Source organism: Streptomyces sp. NPDC054932, assembly GCF_053610205.1.
The window spans coordinates 1-20,694 of record NZ_JBSGXU010000149.1 but is presented as its reverse complement, the minus strand read 5'-3'; the positions used below and the strand labels follow the sequence as shown (position 1 = coordinate 20,694).

The 20,694-nt window shown below is 72.9% G+C and carries 20 protein-coding genes; 9 read left to right on the top strand and 11 right to left on the bottom strand.

Features of this window, described 5'->3' with window-relative positions; genetic code table 11:
• Nucleotides 1–186: 186 nt before the first annotated feature.
• The 3 genes from ACWGE1_RS30360 to ACWGE1_RS30350 form a co-directional block, all read right to left on the bottom strand.
• Nucleotides 187–1,623: an amidase gene (locus ACWGE1_RS30360; RefSeq protein ID WP_453423665.1), complete on the bottom strand. Its 1,437-nt coding sequence runs from the start codon at nucleotides 1,621–1,623 to the stop codon at nucleotides 187–189.
• A gap of 61 nt (nucleotides 1,624–1,684) precedes the next feature.
• Nucleotides 1,685–2,380 carry an alpha/beta fold hydrolase gene (locus tag ACWGE1_RS30355; protein WP_453423664.1) on the bottom strand — a complete coding sequence of 232 codons (696 nt, stop codon included), beginning with the start codon at nucleotides 2,378–2,380 and terminating at the stop codon, nucleotides 1,685–1,687.
• A gap of 90 nt (nucleotides 2,381–2,470) precedes the next feature.
• Nucleotides 2,471–3,736, bottom strand: coding sequence for an MFS transporter (locus ACWGE1_RS30350; RefSeq protein WP_453423663.1), 1,266 nt, complete (start codon nucleotides 3,734–3,736; stop codon nucleotides 2,471–2,473).
• Nucleotides 3,737–4,017: 281 nt separating this feature from the next.
• On the opposite strand from ACWGE1_RS30350, the gene ACWGE1_RS30345 reads away from it, so the two are divergent.
• The 8 genes from ACWGE1_RS30345 (at nucleotide 4,018) to ACWGE1_RS30310 (ending at nucleotide 13,565) form a co-directional block, all read left to right on the top strand.
• Nucleotides 4,018–5,067: a LacI family DNA-binding transcriptional regulator gene (locus tag ACWGE1_RS30345; protein WP_453423662.1), complete on the top strand. Its 1,050-nt coding sequence runs from the start codon at nucleotides 4,018–4,020 to the stop codon at nucleotides 5,065–5,067.
• 185 nt (nucleotides 5,068–5,252) lie between these two features.
• A complete protein-coding gene (locus ACWGE1_RS30340; protein WP_453423661.1) occupies nucleotides 5,253–6,452 on the top strand; it encodes a thiolase family protein in 1,200 nt (399 codons plus the stop codon).
• Nucleotides 6,453–6,606: 154 nt separating this feature from the next.
• A complete protein-coding gene (locus ACWGE1_RS30335; RefSeq protein ID WP_453423660.1) occupies nucleotides 6,607–8,046 on the top strand; it encodes an aldehyde dehydrogenase family protein in 1,440 nt (479 codons plus the stop codon).
• 240 nt (nucleotides 8,047–8,286) lie between these two features.
• The gene (locus ACWGE1_RS30330; protein WP_453423659.1) at nucleotides 8,287–8,694 is read left to right on the top strand and encodes a thioredoxin family protein; all 408 of its coding nucleotides are present in this window, start codon (nucleotides 8,287–8,289) and stop codon (nucleotides 8,692–8,694) included.
• Nucleotides 8,695–8,735: 41 nt separating this feature from the next.
• Nucleotides 8,736–10,163, top strand: coding sequence for a dihydrolipoyl dehydrogenase family protein (locus ACWGE1_RS30325; protein ID WP_453423658.1), 1,428 nt, complete (start codon nucleotides 8,736–8,738; stop codon nucleotides 10,161–10,163).
• A gap of 219 nt (nucleotides 10,164–10,382) precedes the next feature.
• A complete protein-coding gene (locus tag ACWGE1_RS30320; protein WP_453423657.1) occupies nucleotides 10,383–10,922 on the top strand; it encodes a hypothetical protein in 540 nt (179 codons plus the stop codon).
• Nucleotides 10,923–10,965: 43 nt separating this feature from the next.
• Nucleotides 10,966–12,702: a hypothetical protein gene (locus tag ACWGE1_RS30315; RefSeq protein WP_453423656.1), complete on the top strand. Its 1,737-nt coding sequence runs from the start codon at nucleotides 10,966–10,968 to the stop codon at nucleotides 12,700–12,702.
• Between the two features lie 89 nt (nucleotides 12,703–12,791).
• Nucleotides 12,792–13,565: a metallophosphoesterase gene (locus ACWGE1_RS30310; RefSeq protein ID WP_453423655.1), complete on the top strand. Its 774-nt coding sequence runs from the start codon at nucleotides 12,792–12,794 to the stop codon at nucleotides 13,563–13,565.
• Here ACWGE1_RS30310 and ACWGE1_RS30305 read toward each other — a convergent pair.
• From ACWGE1_RS30305 to ACWGE1_RS30275, 7 genes are all read right to left on the bottom strand, one after another.
• A complete protein-coding gene (locus ACWGE1_RS30305) occupies nucleotides 13,538–13,852 on the bottom strand; it encodes a DUF2087 domain-containing protein (RefSeq protein ID WP_453423654.1) in 315 nt (104 codons plus the stop codon). The two genes, ACWGE1_RS30310 and ACWGE1_RS30305, sit on opposite strands and share 28 nt — an antisense overlap.
• Before the next feature lie 153 nt (nucleotides 13,853–14,005).
• Nucleotides 14,006–14,656 carry a hypothetical protein gene (locus ACWGE1_RS30300; RefSeq protein WP_453423653.1) on the bottom strand — a complete coding sequence of 217 codons (651 nt, stop codon included), beginning with the start codon at nucleotides 14,654–14,656 and terminating at the stop codon, nucleotides 14,006–14,008.
• Nucleotides 14,653–15,093, bottom strand: coding sequence for a DUF6114 domain-containing protein (locus ACWGE1_RS30295; RefSeq protein WP_453423652.1), 441 nt, complete (start codon nucleotides 15,091–15,093; stop codon nucleotides 14,653–14,655). Before ACWGE1_RS30295 ends, ACWGE1_RS30300 begins: the two co-directional genes overlap by 4 nt.
• Nucleotides 15,084–15,620 (bottom strand): DUF6230 family protein, encoded by a 537-nt coding sequence (locus ACWGE1_RS30290; RefSeq protein ID WP_453423651.1) that lies wholly within the window; start codon nucleotides 15,618–15,620, stop codon nucleotides 15,084–15,086. The genes ACWGE1_RS30295 and ACWGE1_RS30290 overlap by 10 nt, the downstream gene beginning before the upstream one ends.
• Nucleotides 15,621–15,904: 284 nt before the next feature.
• Complete coding sequence (locus tag ACWGE1_RS30285; protein ID WP_453423650.1) at nucleotides 15,905–16,666, bottom strand: MerR family transcriptional regulator; 762 nt, start codon at nucleotides 16,664–16,666, stop codon at nucleotides 15,905–15,907.
• A 51-nt stretch (nucleotides 16,667–16,717) separates the two neighbouring features.
• A complete protein-coding gene (locus ACWGE1_RS30280; protein ID WP_453423666.1) occupies nucleotides 16,718–17,911 on the bottom strand; it encodes a methyltransferase in 1,194 nt (397 codons plus the stop codon).
• Nucleotides 17,912–17,981: 70 nt separating this feature from the next.
• The gene (locus ACWGE1_RS30275) at nucleotides 17,982–18,332 is read right to left on the bottom strand and encodes a tetratricopeptide repeat protein (protein ID WP_453423649.1); all 351 of its coding nucleotides are present in this window, start codon (nucleotides 18,330–18,332) and stop codon (nucleotides 17,982–17,984) included.
• A 105-nt stretch (nucleotides 18,333–18,437) separates the two neighbouring features.
• Between ACWGE1_RS30275 and ACWGE1_RS30270 the strand changes: the two genes are divergently transcribed.
• Nucleotides 18,438–19,403 (top strand): pirin family protein, encoded by a 966-nt coding sequence (locus tag ACWGE1_RS30270; protein WP_453423648.1) that lies wholly within the window; start codon nucleotides 18,438–18,440, stop codon nucleotides 19,401–19,403.
• 422 nt (nucleotides 19,404–19,825) lie between these two features.
• Here ACWGE1_RS30270 and ACWGE1_RS30265 read toward each other — a convergent pair whose 3' ends face one another.
• Nucleotides 19,826–20,455, bottom strand: coding sequence for a hypothetical protein (locus tag ACWGE1_RS30265; protein WP_453423647.1), 630 nt, complete (start codon nucleotides 20,453–20,455; stop codon nucleotides 19,826–19,828).
• Nucleotides 20,456–20,694 lie beyond the last annotated feature (239 nt).

The window sequence follows — 20,694 nt, the reverse complement described above, 5'->3', positions numbered from 1 at the left end:
TTGCCGGACCACCGCAGTACGTCCAGTACAACGGCGCTCCTCCGCCCAGGGGGCACCTCCCAGCGATAGCTGGGGGAGATGCACGGCACCGGACGACGCGGGCCCGACCGACAAGATCCGAAAGAGACGACCTGGGCCGGGGCCGGAGCCGGACGGCCCGGCCGCACCTCCCGGTGGGGACACGGATCAGGGGCCGGGCCGCAGGGCCGCCCAGTCCTCCGCCGCCTCCACCTGCGCGGCCAGCCCCAGCAGCAGTGGCTCCGAGTCGGCCGGGCCCAGGAGTTGGGCCCCCATCGGCAGGCCGTCGGCCGTGAGGCCGGCCGGGATGTTCACCCCGGGCCAGCCCAGGACGTTCCACGTCCAGGCGTACGGGCAGGCGGCTATCATCGCCCGGTCCGTGGCCATGGCCCCCAGCCCGGCGAGGGCGCCGATGCGCAGCGGCGGGGTGGCCGTCGTCGGGGTCAGCACCACGTCGAAGCGGTCGAAGATCTCGCCGACCCGCCGCCGCAGGACCGACTCCGCCCGGCGGGAGACCCGCAGGGCGAGCCCGCCCAGGACGCGGGCCGTCCGTACGGCCTCGTGCGTGCGCGGGTCCAGCAGGGCGGGATCCGGCACCCGCTCCACCCAGTCCCGTACGCCGCTGGTCGCGCGGGGTACGAAGGTCAGCCCGATCGGGCCGTAGCGGGGGTCCTCCGGGATCACCTCGTGGCCCAGCGACTCCAGCCGGACCGCCAGCCGCTCCACGGCGGAACGGACCTGCGGGTCCAGTGACTTGGGCGTCGCCGTGAAGGCCATGTCGAAGGAGAGGGCGATCCGCAGCCGGCGGGGCGTGCGGCGGGCCGCCTCGACGGCGGAGATGCGTGCCGGACGGTGCAGGTCCTCGGGGTGCGGCCCGCTCGCGGCGTCCAGCAGGAGCGCGGCGTCGGCGACGGTGCGGGCCAGTACGCCGTTGACCGTGAGCCCGTGGAAGGACTCCGGCTCCGGCCAGGTGGAGATGCGCCCGCGCTGGGGTTTCACGCCCACCAGGTGGGTCCAGGCCGCGGGGATGCGGACCGATCCCGCCCCGTCCGAGCCCAGGGCGGCCGGGACCAGGCCCGCCGCGACGGCGGCCGCCGAGCCGCCGGAGGAGCCGCCGGGCGTGTAGGCCGGGTTCCACGGATTGCGGGTGTCGCCGAAGGCCTCGCCCTCGGTGACGGGCCACTGCCCCAGCTCCGGTGTCTGGGTCTTGCCGACGATCACCGCGCCGGCCGCGCGCAGCCTTCGTACCGCCTCGCTGTCGGCGGTCTTCGGGGCGAAGGCTCCTGCGCAGCCGAAGGCGGTCGGCTCTCCGGTCACGTCCATGTCGTCCTTGACCGCCAGCGGCACGCCCAGCAGCGGCAGGCGTTCGCCCGCGGCCAGCCGTCGGTCCGCCGCGTCCGCCTCCGCGAGCGCGGCCTCGGTGCGCACGGTCCGGAAGGCGTTGAGCTCCGGCTGGGCCGCGGCGATCCGGCGCAGCGCCTCCTCGGTCAACTGCCGTGCCGACACCGTCCCTTCGGCGAGTGCCGCGACCATGTCGACCAGGCCGGGCGCCGTCGAGGGGGTGGCCGAAGTGGTCCAGGTGGTCCAGGTGGCTGAATCGGACATCGCGAACCACTCCCCATTACCGGTCGGTAGGAAGACCGTAATGGGGAGTGGCCGCGCAGTTCTAGACCCAGCCGTCCAGAGAGGCCATGAATCCGTCGAAGTCGTCGCGGTGGATGGTGTGTCCAGCCCCGGCGACCGAACGCACCTCGAAACCGCGGCTCTTGAGCAGCTGCGCCCGCTCCTCGGTGATCAGCGCGCTCGGGTCGGCGAGCTGGACGAGCGAGGGGACCACCGGTGCCCGCGGCATCAGGTCGGTGCCCATCAGAGGGGCGAGACTCAGTGCGGTCCGTTCGTCCCAGACCGCCAGGGTCTCCAGTTCGATGTCGACGTCCACCTCCTCCCAGCGCGGGCTCATGGCCCGTATCTGCTCCTTGGTCGCCGTCTTGAACTGCGCGAGCAGCTCCGGACCGAAGCCCTCGGCGGGGGCGGCCAGGTGCCACGCCGGGTCCGAGAAGACGGCCCGGGCCGGCCGCAGTCGGTCCACCGCGAGCGACAGGGTCAGGCCGCCGAGGGAGTGACCGATGGCGAGTTCGGCGCCGGCCGGGAGCGTCTCGACCACGTCGTCCGCGAAGTGCCCGGGGCTGTACTCGCCGCGGCCGCTGGCGCCGTGGCCCCGCAGGTCCACGGCGATGACGCGGTAGCCGTGGTCGGCGAGGGCGGGGCCGACGCGGCGCCAGGTCCGGTGGTCGGCCATGATGCCGTGGATCAGGAGGGCGACACGGTCGCCCTCGCCCCAGGTCTGGGTGTGCAGGTGCACGGTGATGCCTTTCTCGACGGCGAATTCCGGTCGATGGATCGAAGGGGTGAAACGGTCGGAGGGGCGGAGGCGGGGAGGAGCCGCGGCCGGTCAGCGCACGCTGCGGATCGGCTTCACGGCAAGGGCCCCGGCCACCGCCAGCACGGCCGCGACGACGAACAGCGCGGTGTACCCACCGCTGAACGAGACGATCACCGAGGCGATGAAGGGCGCGATGATCTGCGGACCGGCGTTGGCGATGTTGAGCACGCCCATGTCGCGGGCGGCGTCCTCGGCCTTGGGGAGCACCATCGTCACGAGGGCGGTGTCCACCGCCATGTAGCAGCCGAACGCCAGCCCGTTGACCACGGCGAAGCACAGCATCGCGGTCCAGCTGGTCGACACGGCCGGGACGACCAGCGCGACGGCCGACAGCAGTGCGGAGGCGCCGACGAACGGCTTGCGGCGGTCGAAGCGGTCGGAGAGGTATCCGCCGAGCACCGTGGAGACGACCATCGCCACGCTGGTCAGCGGCATCAGCACGGCCACCGCGGCCTCCGGCTTCATGCCGCCGGGCAGCACGGTGTGGTCCTGCAGGATGTAGAGCTGGTAGCCGCTCACGGCGAAGTACCCGAGGACGAGCAGGGCCCGCCCGATGAAGGCCCACCGGAAGTCGTGGTCGCGCAGTGCGCTCGTGAAGGCGGCGAGCTGGGCCCTGACGGGCATGGGGGCGCGGGCCGGGAGCCGCTGCTCGCGTCCGCAGGCGGTGAAGAGCACCGCCGCGCCGGCCACGAGGGCGCCGAAGACGAGGTACCCGGTGCGGTGGTCCTCCGAGAAGGCCGCGCCGACGAGGGCGCCGAGGGTGGAGCCGAAGGGCAGACCGAGTCCCACGGCCGCAGAGGCCTTGCCGCGGGCGTCCATGGGTACCCGGTCGGGGACCACGGAGGTGATGGCGGCCTGGTAGACGTTCATGACGGCCTGGCCGAGGCACCAGGCGATGGTGATCAACAGGATCGTGTCGGCGAGGCCGAGCAGGAACATCGCCGGTACGGCGGCGAGTCCACCGCCGAGGATCCAGGGATCGCGCCGGCCGCTGCGGTCGGACAGGGCGCCGGCGACGGGGTTGAAGACGGTGGCGAAGATCGCCGAGACCCCTGCTATCAGGCCGAAGTTCGCCACCTTGTCCGCCGGGTCGATGTCCTCGACCTGGAGCGCGAGCAGGACTCCGGCCACGCCGACGTGGAGCGCGTACATGGCGCTGTTGCCGACGAGCAGCAGGGGCAGCAGGCCGCGTCGTGCGGAGCCGGGGCCCGGGGGTGCGTCGGTGGGGGCGGCGGGGCCGGTGCCGGTGCCGGTGTCGGGGGAGGAAAGGGCCACGGTGCCCTCCTGGGCGGATGCGGGCGGATGCGGGCGGATGGGGGGAGGTGGAACCGGGGTGGAACGGTGCGAGGAGTGCGCGCCGCCCCGTCGCGACGGCGGGGGTGCGACGGAGCGCGACAGGGCGGCGGCACGACGGGACACGGCAGTGACACATCGGCCGAAGTGGGATGTGACGCCGTGGTTACACGTGTCAATGACTCGTGTAACCATTGTGTAGCATTCGATTCAGGCCATCCGCCAGCCCCCGGGCGCAATCGGTCTGGAAAGATGCCACGGCAATGTCTCAGTCATCGAAATCGCCGAAGCAGCCGGCCTCCGCGCCGGCCCCCGCCCCGGCCGTGCCGGCCGCCGTTCCGACGAGCGCCGACGTGGCCCGTCTCGCGGGCGTCTCGCGCGCGACGGTCTCGTACGTGCTGAACAACGCCGAAGCCGTACGCATCAGCGAGCCGACCCGCCGCAAGGTCCGCGAGGCCGCCGAGGAACTCGGGTACGTCCCGCACGCGGCCGCCCGCAGCCTGCGTGCCGGACACACCAGGATCGTGCTGCTGCCCACCTCCCACGTGCCGGTCGGACCGCTCTACAGCACCTTCCTCAACGAACTCCAGTGGGCACTGCGCCGCCTCGACTACACCGTGGTGCAGTACGGGAGCCTCGGACTCAGCGGCGACGAGGCCGTCCGGGCCTGGGCGGAGCTGCGCCCGGTGGCCGTGATGTCCCTCGGCGAGATCACCCTCTCCGCGCACAACGTCGCCACGCTCAAGCGGGCCGGGGCCCGCGCCGTGATCACGATGGGGCCCGTCGGTGTGCCCGGGGCGCACGCGCTCGTCATGGACCAGCAGGAGGTCGGCGTCCGGGCCGCCGCCCATCTCGTCGAGCGCGGGCGAGGCCGGATCGGTGTGGTGGTGCCCGAGGAGGAAGGGCTGGAGCTGTTCTCCGTGCCCCGGCTCGCGGGCGCCCGCTCGGTCGCGGGGGCCGAGGTCTCGGCCCTCCCGATGGCCTACTCGGAGGAGTCGGCCGCGGCCCTCGCGGCCCGCTGGCGCGGGCTCGGGCTCGACGCGGCGTTCGCGTACAACGACGAGTACGCGATGCTGCTGATGCGGGCCCTCCAGGACGAGGGGCTGCGCGTCCCCGGGGACGTCGCCGTCATCGGCGCCGACGACCTGCTGATCGGGCGGTTGCTGCGGCCGCGGCTGAGCACCGTGCGACTGGAGATGCCGACCGGCGCCCATCTGGCCTCGCTGGTGGACCGGGCGGTGCGCGAGCCGTCGGAGGTCACGGAGCGGCACGACCTGATGGCGGCCACCGCCATCCACCGGGAGTCCACCTGACGCCGGTCGCGCCCGCGTCGCGCCCAGGCCGTCTCGCGGGTCGGGTCCGGGGAGCCGTTGACAGGCGGTGACGTGCGGACGGAGACTGCGGGCGCGCCCCACCGGGCGTGCCCGGCGGCGTGCCCCGGTGCCGACACCGGCACCGACGCGCCCCCGCCCGTACGGATCCGCCCAGGAGAGCCCCCATGAGCATCCGCACCGTCCGCGACGTCTACGTCGTCGACGCCGTCCGCACCCCGATCGGCAAGTTCGGCGGCGCCCTCGCCGGGGTGCGGCCGGACGACCTCGCCGCGCACGTCGTGCGCGCGCTGGTGGACCGGACGCCCGACCTCGATCCGGCCCGTATCGACGACGTCGTCTTCGGCGACGCCAACGGCGCGGGCGAGGACAACCGGGACGTGGCCCGCATGGCGGTCCTGCTGGCCGGGCTGCCGGTGAGCGTCCCCGGGGTCACCGTCAACCGGCTGTGCGGGTCCGGCCTCGAAGCCGTGATCCAGGCCGCCCGCGCCATCGCGCTGGGTGACGCCTCCGTGGCCATCGCGGGCGGCGTCGAGTCGATGAGCCGCGCCCCGTGGGTCGTCCAGAAGCCCGAGCGGGCCTTCCCGGCCGGGCACCAGCAGATGTGGTCCACCACCCTGGGCTGGCGGATGACCAACCCGCGCATGCCCGAGGAGTGGACCGGCTCGCTCGGCGAGGGCGCCGAACTCGTCGCGGACAAGCACGGCATCACCCGCGAGGCGCAGGACGCCTTCGCCCTGGAGAGCCACCGCAAGGCGGCGGCCGCCTGGTCCGCCGGGCTGTACGACAACGAGGTCGTCCCGTACGGCGGGGTGGACCTGGTGCGCGACGAGTGCATCCGGGAAGGTTCCACGCCCGAGGCGCTGGCCCGGCTGAAGCCGGCCTTCCGGACCGACGGCACGGGCACGGTCACGGCCGGCAACGCCTCCCCGCTCAACGACGGCGCCGCCGCACTCCTGCTGACCGACGAGGAGGGGCTGGCGGCCACCGGCCGGGAGCCGCTCGCCCGGATCAGCGCCTCCGCCGTCACCGGGATCGAGCCCCAGCTCTTCGGTCTGGGCCCGGTGGACGCCGTGCAGCGGGCGCTGGCCAAGTCCGGCCGCGGGTTCGCCGATCTCGCCGCCTTCGAACTCAACGAGGCCTTCGCCGCACAGGCGTTGGGCTGCCTGGCGGCCTGGCCGGACCTCGACCCGGCCGTGGTCAACCCGCGCGGTGGCGCCATCGCGATCGGCCATCCGCTCGGTGCCTCGGGCGCCCGGCTGGCCGGATCGGTCGCGCACCAACTGGCGGCGGCCGGCTCCGGTACCGGCATGGCGGCCCTGTGCATCGGGGTCGGGCAGGGCATCGCACTCGTCCTGGAGCGCTGACCCCACCCCCCTCGCCGTCAGGGCGTCGATCGTTTCCGGTCACCGCCCGGCGTCAACTGCCCAATAACTGAACAGAAGTGGAGCCTCCGGTCTGGCACGATGGCGCGTGCTGCCGCCCCCCGCCCCGCCCATCCCCACCCGGAGGCCCCGCGCCATGCCGCTCCTCGACCCGACGCTCTGGCAGGACGGACCCACCCTCACCGGCGGCGCCGCGCCGGTCGTCGAACCCGCCACCGGCCGCACCCTCGCCACCATCGACCTCGCCGCGCCCGCCGATGTAGCGGAGGCCGCCGTACGGGCCCGCGCGGCGCAGCAGGACTGGGCGCGCGCCACCCACCCGGAGCGGGCGGCCGTGCTGCGCCGCGCCGGGGACCTGTTCACGGCCCACGCCGACGAGCTGCGGGAATGGCTGGTCCGCGAGTCCGGCTCGATACCGGGCAAGGCCGGCTTCGAGCTGCACGTCGCCGCGCAGGAGTGCTACGAGGCCGCCGCACTGGCCTCCCGCCCCACCGGGCAGGTGCTGCCGAGCGAAGCGCCCCGGCTGTCCTTCACCCGCCGGGTACCGGCCGGGGTGGTCGGGGTCGTGGCCCCCTTCAACGCCCCGCTGATCCTGGCGATCCGCTCGGTCGCGCCCGCACTGGCCCTCGGCAACGCGGTGCTGCTCAAGCCGGACCGGCGCACCGCCGTGTGCGGCGGCCTCGCCCTCGCCGCGGTGCTCGCCGCCGCCGGACTGCCGTGCGGGCTGCTGCAGGTCCTGCCCGGCGGCGCCGGGACGGGCGCCGCGGTGGTGGCCGACGCGCGGGTCCGGGTGGTGTCCTTCACCGGGTCCACCGCTGCCGGCCGGTCCGTCGGTGAACTGGCGGGCCGTCACCTCAAGCGCGTCCACCTGGAGTTGGGCGGGAACTCCGCGCTCCTCGTACTCCGCGACGCCGACATCGAGGCCGCCGTGGCCCAGGCCTCCTGGGGCTCCTTCTTCCACCAGGGCCAGATCTGCATGACCGCAGGGCGCCACCTCGTACACGCCTCGCTCTACGACGAGTACGTCGAGCGGCTGGCCGCGCGCGCCGAGGAACTCGCCGTCGGGGACCCGTACCGCGAGCAGGTCCACCTGGGACCGCTGATCGACCGCGCCCAGCTGGAGCGCGTCCACGCCCTGGTGGAGGCCAGCACCGAGCAGGGGGCCAAGCTCGTCGCCGGCGGCACGCACCGGGACCTCTTCTACCGGCCGACCGTCCTGGCGGGCGTCGCCGACGACACCCCCGCCTACGCCGAGGAGGTCTTCGGCCCGGTCGCCCCCGTACGGTCCTTCGCGACGGAGGAGGAAGCGGTGGCGCTGGCCTCGGCGGGCCCCTACGGCCTCTCCCTCGGGATCGTGACCCGGGACGCGGCGCGCGGGCTCGACCTGGCCGAGCGGATCCCGACCGGGATCGCGCACATCAACGACCAGACGGTCAACGACGAGGCCGTCGCCCCGTTCGGCGGAGTCGGTGCCTCCGGCACCGGCGCCCGGTTCGGCGGGGAGGCGAACCTGGACGCCTTCACGGAGCTGCGCTGGACCACGGCCCGCAGCACCCCTGCGGACCACCCCTTCTAGACCCTGTCCCGGCGCAGGTTCTGTCCGGCCTGCCCGGCCCGTCGGAACCCCCCCGGGGTTCCGGGCGGGTCAGGTGGTCCGCGGTCCACAGGTGCGCGTGCACGTCGATACGCAAACGCGTCACCCTTCGACGGAACGCCTCCCGTATGCGGCGGGGGGCCGGTCGGCGGTGTCCGCGGAATGCCGGAGGCAGGTCGTTCGTTCAACGAGCAGACGGCTCAATCAGGAGGTCTTCAAACCGTGGCTACAGTCGAACTCACCAAGGAAAACTTCGACCAGACGGTCAGCGAGAACCCGTTCGTGCTGATCGACTTCTGGGCGGGCTGGTGCCGGCCGTGCCTGCAGTTCGCCCCGGTGTACGAGCGGGCCTCCGAGGCCCATCCCGACCTCGTCTTCGCCAAGGTGGACACCGAGGCGCAGCAGGAGCTTGCCGGGGCCTTCCAGATCACCTCGATCCCGACGCTGATGATCGTCCGGGACCAGGTGGCCATCTTCGCGCAGCCGGGCGCACTCCCGGAGGCGGCCCTGACGGACCTCATCCGGCAGGCCCGGGACCTCGACATGGACGAGATCCGCGCCAAGATCGCCGCGGAGCAGAAGGGCGCCGGGAGCACGGGCGCGCAGGAGCCCGGCACGCCGGGGTCCTGATGATCCGCCGCCGGGACCGACCGGCGGAGACACTGGTCCGTATGACTGAAGCGGTGGAGTACGACGTAGTGGTCCTCGGCGGGGGCCCGGCCGGCGAGAACATCGTCGACCGGACCCGCGCCGCCGGATTGAGCACGGCGCTCGTCGAGAGCGAACTGGTGGGCGGCGAGTGCTCCTACTGGGCCTGCATCCCGAGCAAGGCGCTGCTGCGGCCGGCACTGGCCCGGGCCGACGCCCGCCGGGTGCCGGGCCTGGCGGGCGCCGTGCAGGGGCCCCTGGACACGGCGGCGGTGCTCGCGCACCGCGACTACTGGACCGGGGACTGGAAGGACCAGGGCCAGATCGACTGGATCGACTCGACCGGCGCCCACGTCTACCGGGGCCACGGCAGGCTCTACGGGGTCCGCAAGGTGGCCGTCACCAGCCCCGAGGGCGAGCACCACATCCTCTCGGCGCGGCACGCGGTGGTCGTCGCCACCGGCACCCGGGCCATGATCCCCGAGCTCCCCGGGATCGCCGGGGCCCGCCCCTGGACCAGTCGCGAGGCGACCTCCGCGAAGGAGGCCCCCGGCCGGCTGCTGATCGTGGGCGGCTCGGTGGTGGCCGCCGAGATGGCCACCGCCTGGCAGGCCCTCGGATCGCAGGTCACCGTCCTGGTGCGCGGCTCCGGGCTGCTGCCGCGGATGGAGCCCTTCGCGGGGGAACTGGTCGCCGACGCGCTGCGCGAGGCCGGGGCGGTGGTCCGTACGGACGTGTCCGTCGAGGCCGTCGTACGGGACGGCTCGACCGGGCCCGTCAGCGTGGTCCTCGAGGGCGGCGAGACGCTGGAGGGCGACGAGCTGCTGATGGCGACGGGCCGCGCGCCCCGGACCGAGGACATCGGACTCGACACCATCGGCCTCCCGGCCGGCAAGTGGATCGACGTCGACGACACCTGCCGGGTGCCCGGCCACGACTGGCTCTACGCCGTCGGGGACGTCAACCACCGCGCGCTCCTCACCCACCAGGGCAAGTACCAGGCCCGGATCGTGGGCGCCGCGATCGCCGCCCGGGCGGCCGGCACCCCGCTGGACACCGGGCCCTGGGGCGCGCACGTGCCGACCGCCGACATCCGCGCGCTCCCGCAGGCGGTCTTCACCGATCCGGAGGCCGCCGCGGTCGGCCTGACCCTGGCCGAGGCCGAACGGGCCGGGCACCGGGTGCGGGCGGTCGACTACGACATGTCCAGGGTGTCCGGCGCCGGGCTGTACGCCGACGGCTACCGGGGCCGGGCGCGGATGATTGTCGACCTCGACCGGGAGGTCCTTCTCGGCGTCACCTTCGTCGGTCCGGGCGCGGCCGAACTGATCCACGCGGCCACCGTCGCGGTCGCGGGTGAGGTCCCGATCCAGCGGTTGTGGCACGCGGTACCGGCCTTCCCGACCATCAGCGAGATCTGGCTGCGGCTGCTGGAGACCTACCGGGGGTGAGGAGCGGGGTCCTCGGCCACGGCCCGGCTGTGCCATGCGGTGCGGCCGGGCCGCCGCATGCCCGGGACCTCGTGCAGGGCCATGGGCGCACCTGTCAGGCGTATTTGACTGGCCGTCATGGCGGTGGGGATGGCGTGAAACAGGCGTGCAACCTTGATCGATATTAGGTTAGCCTTACCTCAGTTTTGCGACTCCCTGTGCCTGAAAGGTGTTCCAGTGATGCGTGCTGCCTCCCTGCCCCGTACCGCCGCCCGCGCGGCCGTCGCCGCCTCCGCCGCTGTCGCGCTCGCCGTCGGTGCGGCCGGCTCCGCCTCGGCCGCCACCTCGACGCGTACGGTCACCGACGGCGGGACCACCTACAGCCTCAGCCTCACCGCGCCCTCCACCGCCGCCGCGGCCGGTCAGAACGTCACGGTCACCGGCAGTGGCTACAACACCTCCAGGGGCATATACGTGAGCCTCTGTGCGGTGAGCGGGGCGCCGGGCGCGAGCAAGCCCACCCCCTGCCTGGGCGGTTCGGACCAGTCGGGCACCACCGGCGCCTCGCACTGGATCAACAACGTCTTCGGCGGGACCCTGGCCAACACCTCCAAGTTCGGCCCGGGCGGCACCTTCAGCGTCACCATCCACGTCAAGGCCGACCTGGGCGGCGGCCAGATCTGCGGCGAGACGGTCGAATGCGCCGTCGTCACGCGCGCCGACCACTTCAACTCCTCGAACCGCAAGTACGACGTGCACGTCCCGGTGACCTTCAACTGATCCCGTCCCGGGACCGATTGCCCGACCCGTCGACGAGGAAGCCATGACACCCCGACACCTCCTCACCCCCGCTCGCGCCGGCGCCGCCTCGGCCGCGCTCGCGCTCGTGCTGGCCTCGGCCGCCACCGGAACGCCCGTATCGGCAGCCGGGGGTGAGGGGGCCGACGTACCGCAGGGCACCGTCGCGTACCGGGCGGTGGCGCAGTTCACCACGGCGGGCAAACCCCGCGACCTGCTGCTGCACCCGGACTCGAAGAAGCTGTACGTCGGTTCGGACGATCTGCCCGAGACCGCCGACGTCAACGAGAGCGGGCTGCACGTCCTGGACCCCGCCGACGGCAAGGTGCGCAGCACCGTCGGCCAGGCTCCCGGTCCGGGCGGCGTCCTCGGCCGGCGGGCGGTGCGGCAGCTCGTCGCACCACTGCCCGGCGACGGGGCGGTCTTCTTCTACCCGCTGCGCGGCATAGGCACCGCCAAGGACGGCGACGCCGCGGCGGCGGGGGCGTGGGTGCCGGGTGCGGCCGTCACCCACGCCGCCCCGGGTCTCACTCCCTCGACGGTGCTGGTCGCGCAGGGCCCCGTACTGTCGGAGGTGGACATCGCCACCGCGACCGTGAAGCGCTCCGTCACGCTGGAGGGCGGCGACGGGTTCGCGGTCGACGCGGCGCGCGGCACGGTGTGGTTCACGGACATCGGCAACCGCCGCATGCACCGGATCGACACCGCCACCTTCAAGGTCACCGCGACCGTCGAACTCCCGGCCGGTGACGGGTTCGGCGGGTTCACGGAGGTGGATCCCGAGACCGGCGCGGTATGGGTCGGACTGGACTCCTCCGTCGTCGTCCACGACGCGACGGGCAAGCGGCTGGGCACCCTGCGGGGCACCGGCACCGACGTGCCCCGCGCGGCGGGCTTCGACGCCACCACGCACGAGGCGTACGTCGTGTGGCAGGACGCGGGAGACACCTCGCAGCCGGGCAGCGACAACAACGGTGCGCTCACCGTCCACCGCACCCGTGACCTCCAGGAGGCCGCGAAGCCGGTCGTACTCCCCGGCGTGCACGCGCAGTTGGGGAGCGCGGCCGTGGCCGTCGAGCCCGGCGGCGCGGCCGTGTTCGTATCGGACCCGGTCGCCGGGCGGATCACCCGGCTGGAGCGGGCCACGTCCCCGCGGGTCACGAAGGGCCCGGCGGACCGGTCGGTCGTGGCCGGTACGCGGGTCTCCCTGACGGCGGAGGCCGAGGGGACCCCGCGGCCCACCGTCGCCTGGCAGGTCAGCACGGACGCGGGGCGGACCTGGCGGGCCGTGGAGGGCGCGACCTCGCCGACGTACACCTTCACGGCGGCGGTCTCCGACAGCGGTCGGCGCTACCGGGCGGAATTCAGCAACGACGCCGGTGCGAGCCGTACCGAACCCGCCACCCTCACCGTCACCATCGCGGACACCGCGACGGGCGGCGGCAACGGCGGCTCGACCGCGACCGGCGGCTCCACGACGACCGGTGGCACCGGCGGAACCGGTGGGAACGGCGGAACCAACTCGACGGGCTCGACCGGGGGTTCGGCAGGCGGCTCCGACGGCGGCTCCGCCGGTGCGCCCGGCACCGTCGGCGGCGGTTCGGCCGGCAGCACGGTCGCCGGGGGTACGCAGACCGGCCCCACCGGCGGCGCGCTCGCCTCCACCGGAGTCGCCGTGACCTCCCTCGCCGGGAGCGCGGTCGTGCTCACGGCCGCCGGGTGGGTGCTGCTGCGCCGCGCGCGGCCGCGCACCGGCACCTGAGCACCCGCGGCCGCACGGGGCGGGCGGTCGGCCGCCGTGTTGAATGTGTCCACCACATCTCTTGACCAGAGACGAAGGAGACACCGCACGTGATCGTGATCGCCCACCTCAGCGACGTCCATCTCGACGGTGACCGGCGCGCGGCCGACCGCACCCGTGCCGTCATGGAGTATCTCGACGCCCTGCCCCACGACTTGGACGCCGTGCTCGTCAGCGGGGACATAGCCGACCACGGCGAGGCGGCCGAGTACGAGGAGGCCGCCAAGCTGCTGCGCTCGCGCCACCCCCTGGTGGTCTGCCCCGGCAACCACGACGAGCGTGCCGCCTTCCGCCGCGGCCTGCTGGGGGAGGAGTCCCCCTCCACCGGGCCCGTCGACCGGGTGCTGCGCGGCGAGGGCTTCGTCCTCGCCGCGTGCGACTCGTCCGTCCCCGGCGAGCACCACGGCTTCCTGGAGGAGTCCACGCTGGCCTGGCTGGACGGCGTACTGACCGACACCCCGCGGGAGACCCCCGTACTGGTCGCCTTCCACCACCCGCCGGTCCCGCTGCACACCCCGTACGTGGACGGGATCCGCCAGTTCGGGGAGGAGCGGCTCGCCGCCCTCGTCGAGCGCCACCCGCATCTGACCGCTTTCCTGTGCGGGCACGCCCACACCGCCGCCGCCACCACCTTCGCGGGGCGTCCGGTGCTGGTGGCCCCCGGGGTGGTCTCCACCCTGCGGCTTCCGTGGGAGGGCGAGACCGGGCCGGCCGGGCCCTCCGAGCACGTCCACCTCGACGAGCCCCCGGCCGTCGCCTTCCACCTGATCGGTGACGACGGCCGGCTGACGACCCACTACCGGGTGGTCGTCGACCGCCGGTAGGCGCTCCCGTCACGGGTCCGCGTGAGCAGCCCCGACGTGATGAGGTGGCGCCGCAGCGCCGAGCAGTCCTCGTGCACGGTGCGCAGCGCGTCGTTGACCTCGGGCTCCGTGTACTCCCGGTCCACGGCGAAGAGGGTCTCGGTGAGGTGGACGAGCAACTGCTCGCGCCGGGCGGCCCTGCGCGGGATCACGGTGAGGCGGCCGCCGGAGAACAGGTCGCTGACGTCCCGTCGCGGCGGGTGCGGGGCGGAGGGCTGCGACGGCTGGTGGTCGGTGCTGTGGGACATGTCGGCGAGCTTGGTCCGTCCGTTCCCGAGGGGCAACGCATTTTCCGCTTCGAGCGCGCGGGGGCATGGGCGGGCCGCTGAGCACGGGGGCACGCTGCGGCCCGCCCGGCCCCGGTTCCCCCGGCGCCGGACGGGCGAGCGGGTGGTGCCCGGTCAGGGCCCGACGGTGATCTGCTGCGTCGGGTCGGTGGTGTCGGTGACCTTGTACACCGCGTTGAAGGTGGACGAGGTCGCGCTGGTCGGACAGCCGAACCCGCCGGTGACCGTGACCGGTACGGAGGCGTTGGTGAAGGTCAGGGTCGACGGGGCGCCGTTGACCCAGGTGCCGCCGACGGTCGCAGGGGCGGTGGGGGCGGCGGTGACCGTACAGGAGGCGAGCCCGCTCGTCTGGACCACCAGACCGCCGACCGGCAGACCCATGGTGGCGGTGATCGGGGCGCCGTCCTGCATCGACACCGACCAGGCACCGCTGGTGGTGACCGTGGGCGTCACTCCCCACATGCTCGAGGTGCACGAGCTGTACGTGGGCGCCGAGATCGGCGCCGACACGGGCCCGGCCGGGTTGCTGTTGCCGGGGGCGGCCGGCACGGCGCCGGTGGCGACGGAGACCGTACAGGTCACCGTGACCGAACCGGCCTTGAGGGTGGCCTTCCCGCTGAGGGTGGCCTTGAAGGCGTGCCCGGCCGGGGTGACGGTGGTCGACCCGGCCAGGGGTAACGGCGCGGCGGATGCGGTGACCGAGGCGAGCGCGATGGCTCCGGCGGCGGCCGTTCCCAGGGCGAGCGCGGTGCGCGTACGGCTCATGGCTGTACTCCTTGGGGATCGGGGTGCGGGGTGGGGGGAGGGGGCGCGGCGGTGGCGGTCTCCGCGTTCCCGGCTCGGCGGCGGTCGGCGTACGGCTGCCAGGCGAACATCAGGCCGCCGCCGAGAATGCCGAGCAGAGTGCCGATCAGGAACCCGCCCAGATTCGACAGGACCAGTGCGGCAGTGGCAATCAGGGTGGTGAGGACACCCGCGAGGGAGCGCTGAGGGGGAGAGAACCAGGCGGTGAGCCCGAGCACGATCATCACGATGCCCATCAGGACGGACGGGATCCCCGCCACCCCCTGCTGGAGCATGATCTTCAGCGGTGCCAGCGGCAGGACGCAGATCCACGACCCGGCCAGGATCGCGAACAGCCCGCCCCAGAAGGGCCTGCTGCGCCTCCACCGCCGCCATCGCTGCGGGCGGCTCAGAAGCATTCCTTCTTGCCCTTGCTGACGTTCATGCTGAGCCCGGAGAGCTTGAAGGTGCCGGCGTTCGTCGCCCACGCCGTCTGCTGGAGATCGGTGATGCGGACCGTGTCCGCCTGCTGGGCGAAGAGGTCCTGCATCCCCTGGGCGTCGGCCGGACCCTTGTCGAGGGTGGAGGCGTCACGCCCGATCTCGATGTTGGTGAAGACGGCGTCGCCGGCGAGCTGGGTCGCGTCGACGAAGAGATTGGCCGCCTCCACCGGGGCCTTGCTTCCGGCAGTGAGGTTGAGCGAGATGTCCCCGATCACCGGGAGCGAGGTGACCACGGACTGGCAGAGGTTGTGGAGCCGGGCCTCCCGGATGGCGGTGACGGCCACCGGGATGAGCTCCTCGCGGGCGTTGACGTCCACGCTGCCGTACTGGGCGAAGCCCTCGCCCTCCAGGCTGCTCGCCGACACCTTGAACTGCTGTCCCGACACGGCGAACGAGGCGGCCAGCACCCCCTGCGCCAGGGCGATGCCGAGGCCGGCGGTCACGGCGACGGCGGGGACGGTCAGGACGGCGAACCGCCGCCAGCGGACGCGGCCGGAGTCACCGTGCCCGTCGTCGGACGGGGCGGAAGGGTTGGAAGCGGCGGAAGGGCCGGAAGGGCCGGAAGGGCCGGAAGGGTTGGAAGGGTTGGAAGGGTCGGATAAATGGGGGGAACCGGTCATGAGCTCGTCCCTTATTTCGGCTGTGCACCGTTGTTACCGACGAGTTGAATGTAAGAGTGCCAATGGGGGTTGGCAAGGTTGTGCGAGCGCACCCTTTGAGCCGACTCCTACTGCTCCGTACGCAGCAGTTCGGCGAGTTCCGCGTCCACCCGTCGGGCCATCGCCCGGGCGAACTCCGCGGTCACCACCTCTCCGGCCACCGGCCGCAGGGCCGCCACCGCCGCGGTGATGTGCTGCAGCTGCGTGGCCGAAAGCCGCTCCAGGGCCTCCAGACCCTCCGCACCGATCACGTGCCGCCGGAACAGCCCCACGAACCGGTCCGCGACCGCCGCCGCCTGCGCCTGTACGAACTCCCCCGCGTCCAGGATCTCCGCGAGCGGCACCCCCTGGCGCACCAGCGTCAGCGTCGCCTCCAGCAGCTGCCGGCTCGGATAGGTGACCCGGTCCCCGTCGATCGTCACGTAGCCGAGTTCGGCCGCCCGCCGGGTGTCCGCGGCGGTCGCCGTCGGGCCGAACAGCTCCCGCAGCTGCGCCCGGGTCATCGTCACCGGGTCCTCATGCACCCAGTCCCGGGTCATCTCCCGCTCCAGGCCCAGTAGTTGGGACAGGCCGCCGCCCTCGTCCCACGCGTGCAGCAGCTCGGCGATGCCGTTGACCGTGTAGCCGCGCCCCAGCAGATCGCTGATCAGGCGCAGCCGGGTCAGATGGTCGTCGGAGTACCAGGCGATCCGGCCCTCCCGGCGCGGCGGCGGCAGCAGCCCGCGCTCCTGGTAGTAGCGCAGGTTGCGCACCTTGACGCCGGCCGCCCGGGCCACGTCCTCCCGGCGGTAGCGCCCGCCACCGCTTCCGTCCTCCACCTGGCTGCTCACGCGCCAGAGTGTAGGACGCCCCGGCTGCGCCGGGAGGTGCCTCCGGGCAGGTCACATGGGCCGCGGACGGTCCTGCTTGACCGCACGCAGGACCACGAACCTCGGCTCGCTCGCGACGACTTCGCTGTTGCCGAAGAGCCGGCGCAGATGGGTGTGGTAGCCCATGTGCCGGTTGGCGACGATCCATAGCTCGCCGCCCGGCCGCAGCACCTTGCGCGACTGCGCGAACATCCGCAGGGCCGTCGCGTCCGTCGTGGCCTGGTGGGAGTGGAACGGCGGGTTGCTCAGGATCAGGTCCACCGAGGCGGGGGAGAGCATCGCGACCCCGTCGCCGACGTGGAACTCGGCGGTGCGCCGGCCCTCGCGGATGTTCGCCCGGTACGTCGCCCGCGCCGAGGCCACCGCCTGGTAGGACTCGTCGGTGAACACGACCTCGGCGTCCGCGTCATGGGCCTGGACGGCCGTGCCGACGACGCCGTTGCCGCAGCCCAGGTCCACGACCCGGGCGCCGTCGGTGTTCGTCGGCAGGTTCTGCAGGAAGAACCGGGTGCCGACGTCGAGCCGGTCGGCGCAGAAGATCCCGGCGTGGTTGACGACGGACAGACCGGAGCCCGAGCCCGCGTCCTCGTCCACCGTGTACGTCAGCGGCCACGGCCCGGCGGACGTGGGACGGGTCGCGCCGGGGGTGCCCGGCGTACAGAAGATCAGCCGCGCCTTCTTCTCCGCGAGCGAGGTCTTCGTGGGGCCGAGGATCTTCTCGAAGAGGCGCAGCGTGGAGGTGTGGATCTCCTTGACCATGCCGGCGCCGACCACCACGGTGCCCGCGTGCACGTGCGGCGCCAGCCGGTACAGCTGGTCCTCCAGCAGCGCCAGGCTCTTGGGGACGCGCACCAGCAGGACGTCGATCCGCTCGGGCGGCGGGTCCTGCGTGGTCAGCAGGGTGACCGTCGACTTGGACGTCCCGATGCCGGCCCGGTCCAGGTTCGCGGCGGTGGCGGCACGGGTCAGCGCGGAGTCGGTGATCTGCGTCGGGCGGTACGCGGCGAGCGCCGTCGTCAGCGTCCCCCAGCGGTCCCCGAGCACCGTGACCTGGCCGGCGGCGGCCAGGTCCACCGGCCCGCGCTCCCCGGTACCGGAGTCGAGATGGCGCAGCAGGTACTCGTCGGCGGCGTCCCAGGCACGGAGCCGGTCGCGCGGATCCTCGGGGAATCGGGTGAGCTCGTAGGAGCCGAAGGGTGTGGTCAGGCGGTTCATATGGGACCCAGGCTATCCGAGGAGGCCGCCCGACCCCGCACGCACGGGGCCGGGCGGCGCGCTACTCGGGGAACTCGCCCGCCATGGCGGCCGCCATCCGCAGGTGGGGGCGGGCCTCGGTGGCCCGGCCCAGCCGCTCCAGCGTGCGACCGAGCATCAGCCGTGCGTAGTCCTCCACCGGCCAGCGCTCCAGGATGGCGCGAAGCTCCTGCTCGGCGCGCGAGAGCTGGGCGGAGTGGTAGTAGGCGCGGGCCAGGAGCAGCCGCGGCGCCAGCTGCTCCGGGGCCTCGCCCGCCAGCCCGTCCAGGACGCGGGCGGCCGTCGCGTACTCCTTCGCCTCGAAGAAGAGCTGGGCGCGCGCCCAGCGCTCGGCTGCCGTCCCGTGCTCGAAGTACGCCGTCGGCCCGTTCATCGCGTCCCTTCCTCCGTTCAGGTGGTCTGTCCGCTGCCTCCAACACGCCCTGCCCGCAGAACATTCCGCTCCACGGCGCCACCCCCTCGGGGCTAGGTTGTCCACATGAGCAATCTCGATCGCCAGCCCGCTCTCTCCGCCTGCGGCGGCCGCGGTTTCGTCGTGGCCGAACCGGTGCGCGAGCTCCTCAGCCCGCGTACGGTCAAGCTCGGAGAATCCACCGAGGTCCGCCGACTCCTGCCGAACCTGGGCCGCCGCATGGTGGGCGCCTGGTGCTTCGTGGACCACTACGGCCCGGACGACATCGCCGACGAGCCCGGCATGCAGGTCGCGCCGCATCCGCACTCCGGGCTCCAGACGGTGAGCTGGCTGCACGAGGGCGAGGTGCTGCACCGCGACAGCGTCGGCAGCCTCGAGACGATCCGGCCCCGCGAGCTCGGCCTGATGACCTCCGGCCGCGGCATCAGCCACTCGGAGGAGAGCCCGCGCCCGCACGCCCGCTTCCTGCACGGCGCGCAGCTGTGGGTGGCCCTGCCGGACGCCCACCGCAACGTGGAACCCCACTTCCAGCACCACGCCGAACTGCCGCGGGTGACGGCTCCGGGCCTGACGGCGACGGTCATCCTGGGCACCCTGGACACGGCGACCTCGCCGGGCACGGCGTACAGCCCGATCGTGGGCGCGGACCTGACCCTCGCAGCCGGCACGGAGACCCGCCTCCCGCTGGACCCGGACTTCGAGTACGCGGTCCTGTCGATGTCGGGCGAGGCCAACGTGGACGACGTCCCGGTCCTCCCGGGCTCGATGCTCTACCTCGGCTGCGGCCGCACGGAACTCCCGCTACGGGCCACCTCGGACGCGAGCCTGATGCTCCTGGGCGGCGAGCCGTTCGAGGAGGAGATCGTGATGTTCTGGAACTGGATCGGACGGTCACACGATGATATCGCGCAGGCCCGAGAAGACTGGATGAACGGGTCGCGATTCGGTGAGGTGAAGGGCTACGACGGCCCTCCGATTCCGGCCCCAGATCTTCCCCCAACCCACCTGAAGGCGCGAGGAAGGGTGCGTTGACCTGCTGGTTTGTGCGCGCGAGGGCTGGGTGTGGTAATCGCGCCCGGCCCTCCGGTTTTGGTTTCGCAGGGGAGGCTGTCGAATGCGGGGCGAGAGCCTTCGGCGCCGACGGTCGAGTCTCATGTGTCGCAGGCTGTAACCAGGTTTGGTCGGACGAATGCTGACCTTTTGCTGACTTTACTGACGAGTAGTTAGATCTGGTTGCCGGTTACGTCGCCGCCTCTTGGTAGTCAAGGGCGATGGTGGTCGCCGCCGGGCCGTCGCCTCCCACCACCCTGGCGGCGAACCCGGCCGGGGTCTGCGATCCATGGATGAGGGGGGCGGGTTAGTGCGCGGCGGGTGTTGTGCACAAGTGACAAGACATTGCTCGGCCGGTCCTCTTCGCCGCGCGGAGCTGGAAACGTCGTGTGAGAGCGGGAAGCCTACGGCTCCGATGTGACGGGGCGTTCCAGTGGAGTGCCCTCTTTGAGGAATCGGGTGACCGCGTCCATGCGGTCGGAGAACCCGACTGGTGTGTGGTCCGCCAAGAGGTCGAGGTGGTCGGCGGGCCAGGCTTGGGGGTTGCCCTTCAGCAGCACGAGGCGCTGGTCGAAGGCGTAGTCCGCGCGCTCGATGCGCTGCACGAGCGACAGAGCATGCTCCAGGCCCTGCTCAGAGCCGCCGACGGCCTGCACCAGGACTGTTCGCTTGGGCAGGTTGATGCGCGCGGTGGGGCGTACCGTGGCGCCGCGGGGGAGCTCCACGGTGGGGCGCCGGTCGTAGGCGATGCGGGCATCGTCGAGGTACGCGTAGAACTGACGCACGAGCTTGCTGTCCCGGTCAGGGGCTGCGAGCCATCGCAGCCCGTCGGTGGTCAGCATCGCACTACTGATGTCCGATACGAGCGTCGCCGCCTGTTGCAGGGGCCGGCGGCCAACGATTCGTCCGTCCACTTCGCTGAGGCGGAATGCGCTGAGTGTCTCGGTCCAGGCGGTCGCTGCTCGGGTCGGGCCCCAGACGTCGACTCCAGCATCGGCCAAGCGAGAAACCATGGTGCCGCCGTCGCTGGCCAAGGCGTCGTCTCCGGACACTCGGAGAAGGACGGTCAGGCCGTCTCCGTCAGCGAAGTACGAGCGTCCTGTGAGTGCGACGGATCCCGGGCGGCTTGCCGGTGCGATGTGCCAGCAGCGCAAGTCCTCGGTGAGGCGCGGATCGAGGGGGGGGTGCCCCTATGGGTTTGGTCAAGGTGATGGGGCGGGTTGGGGCTCGTAGAAGGTGCCGTCTCGGAGCATGGCGAAGAGGACGTCGGCCC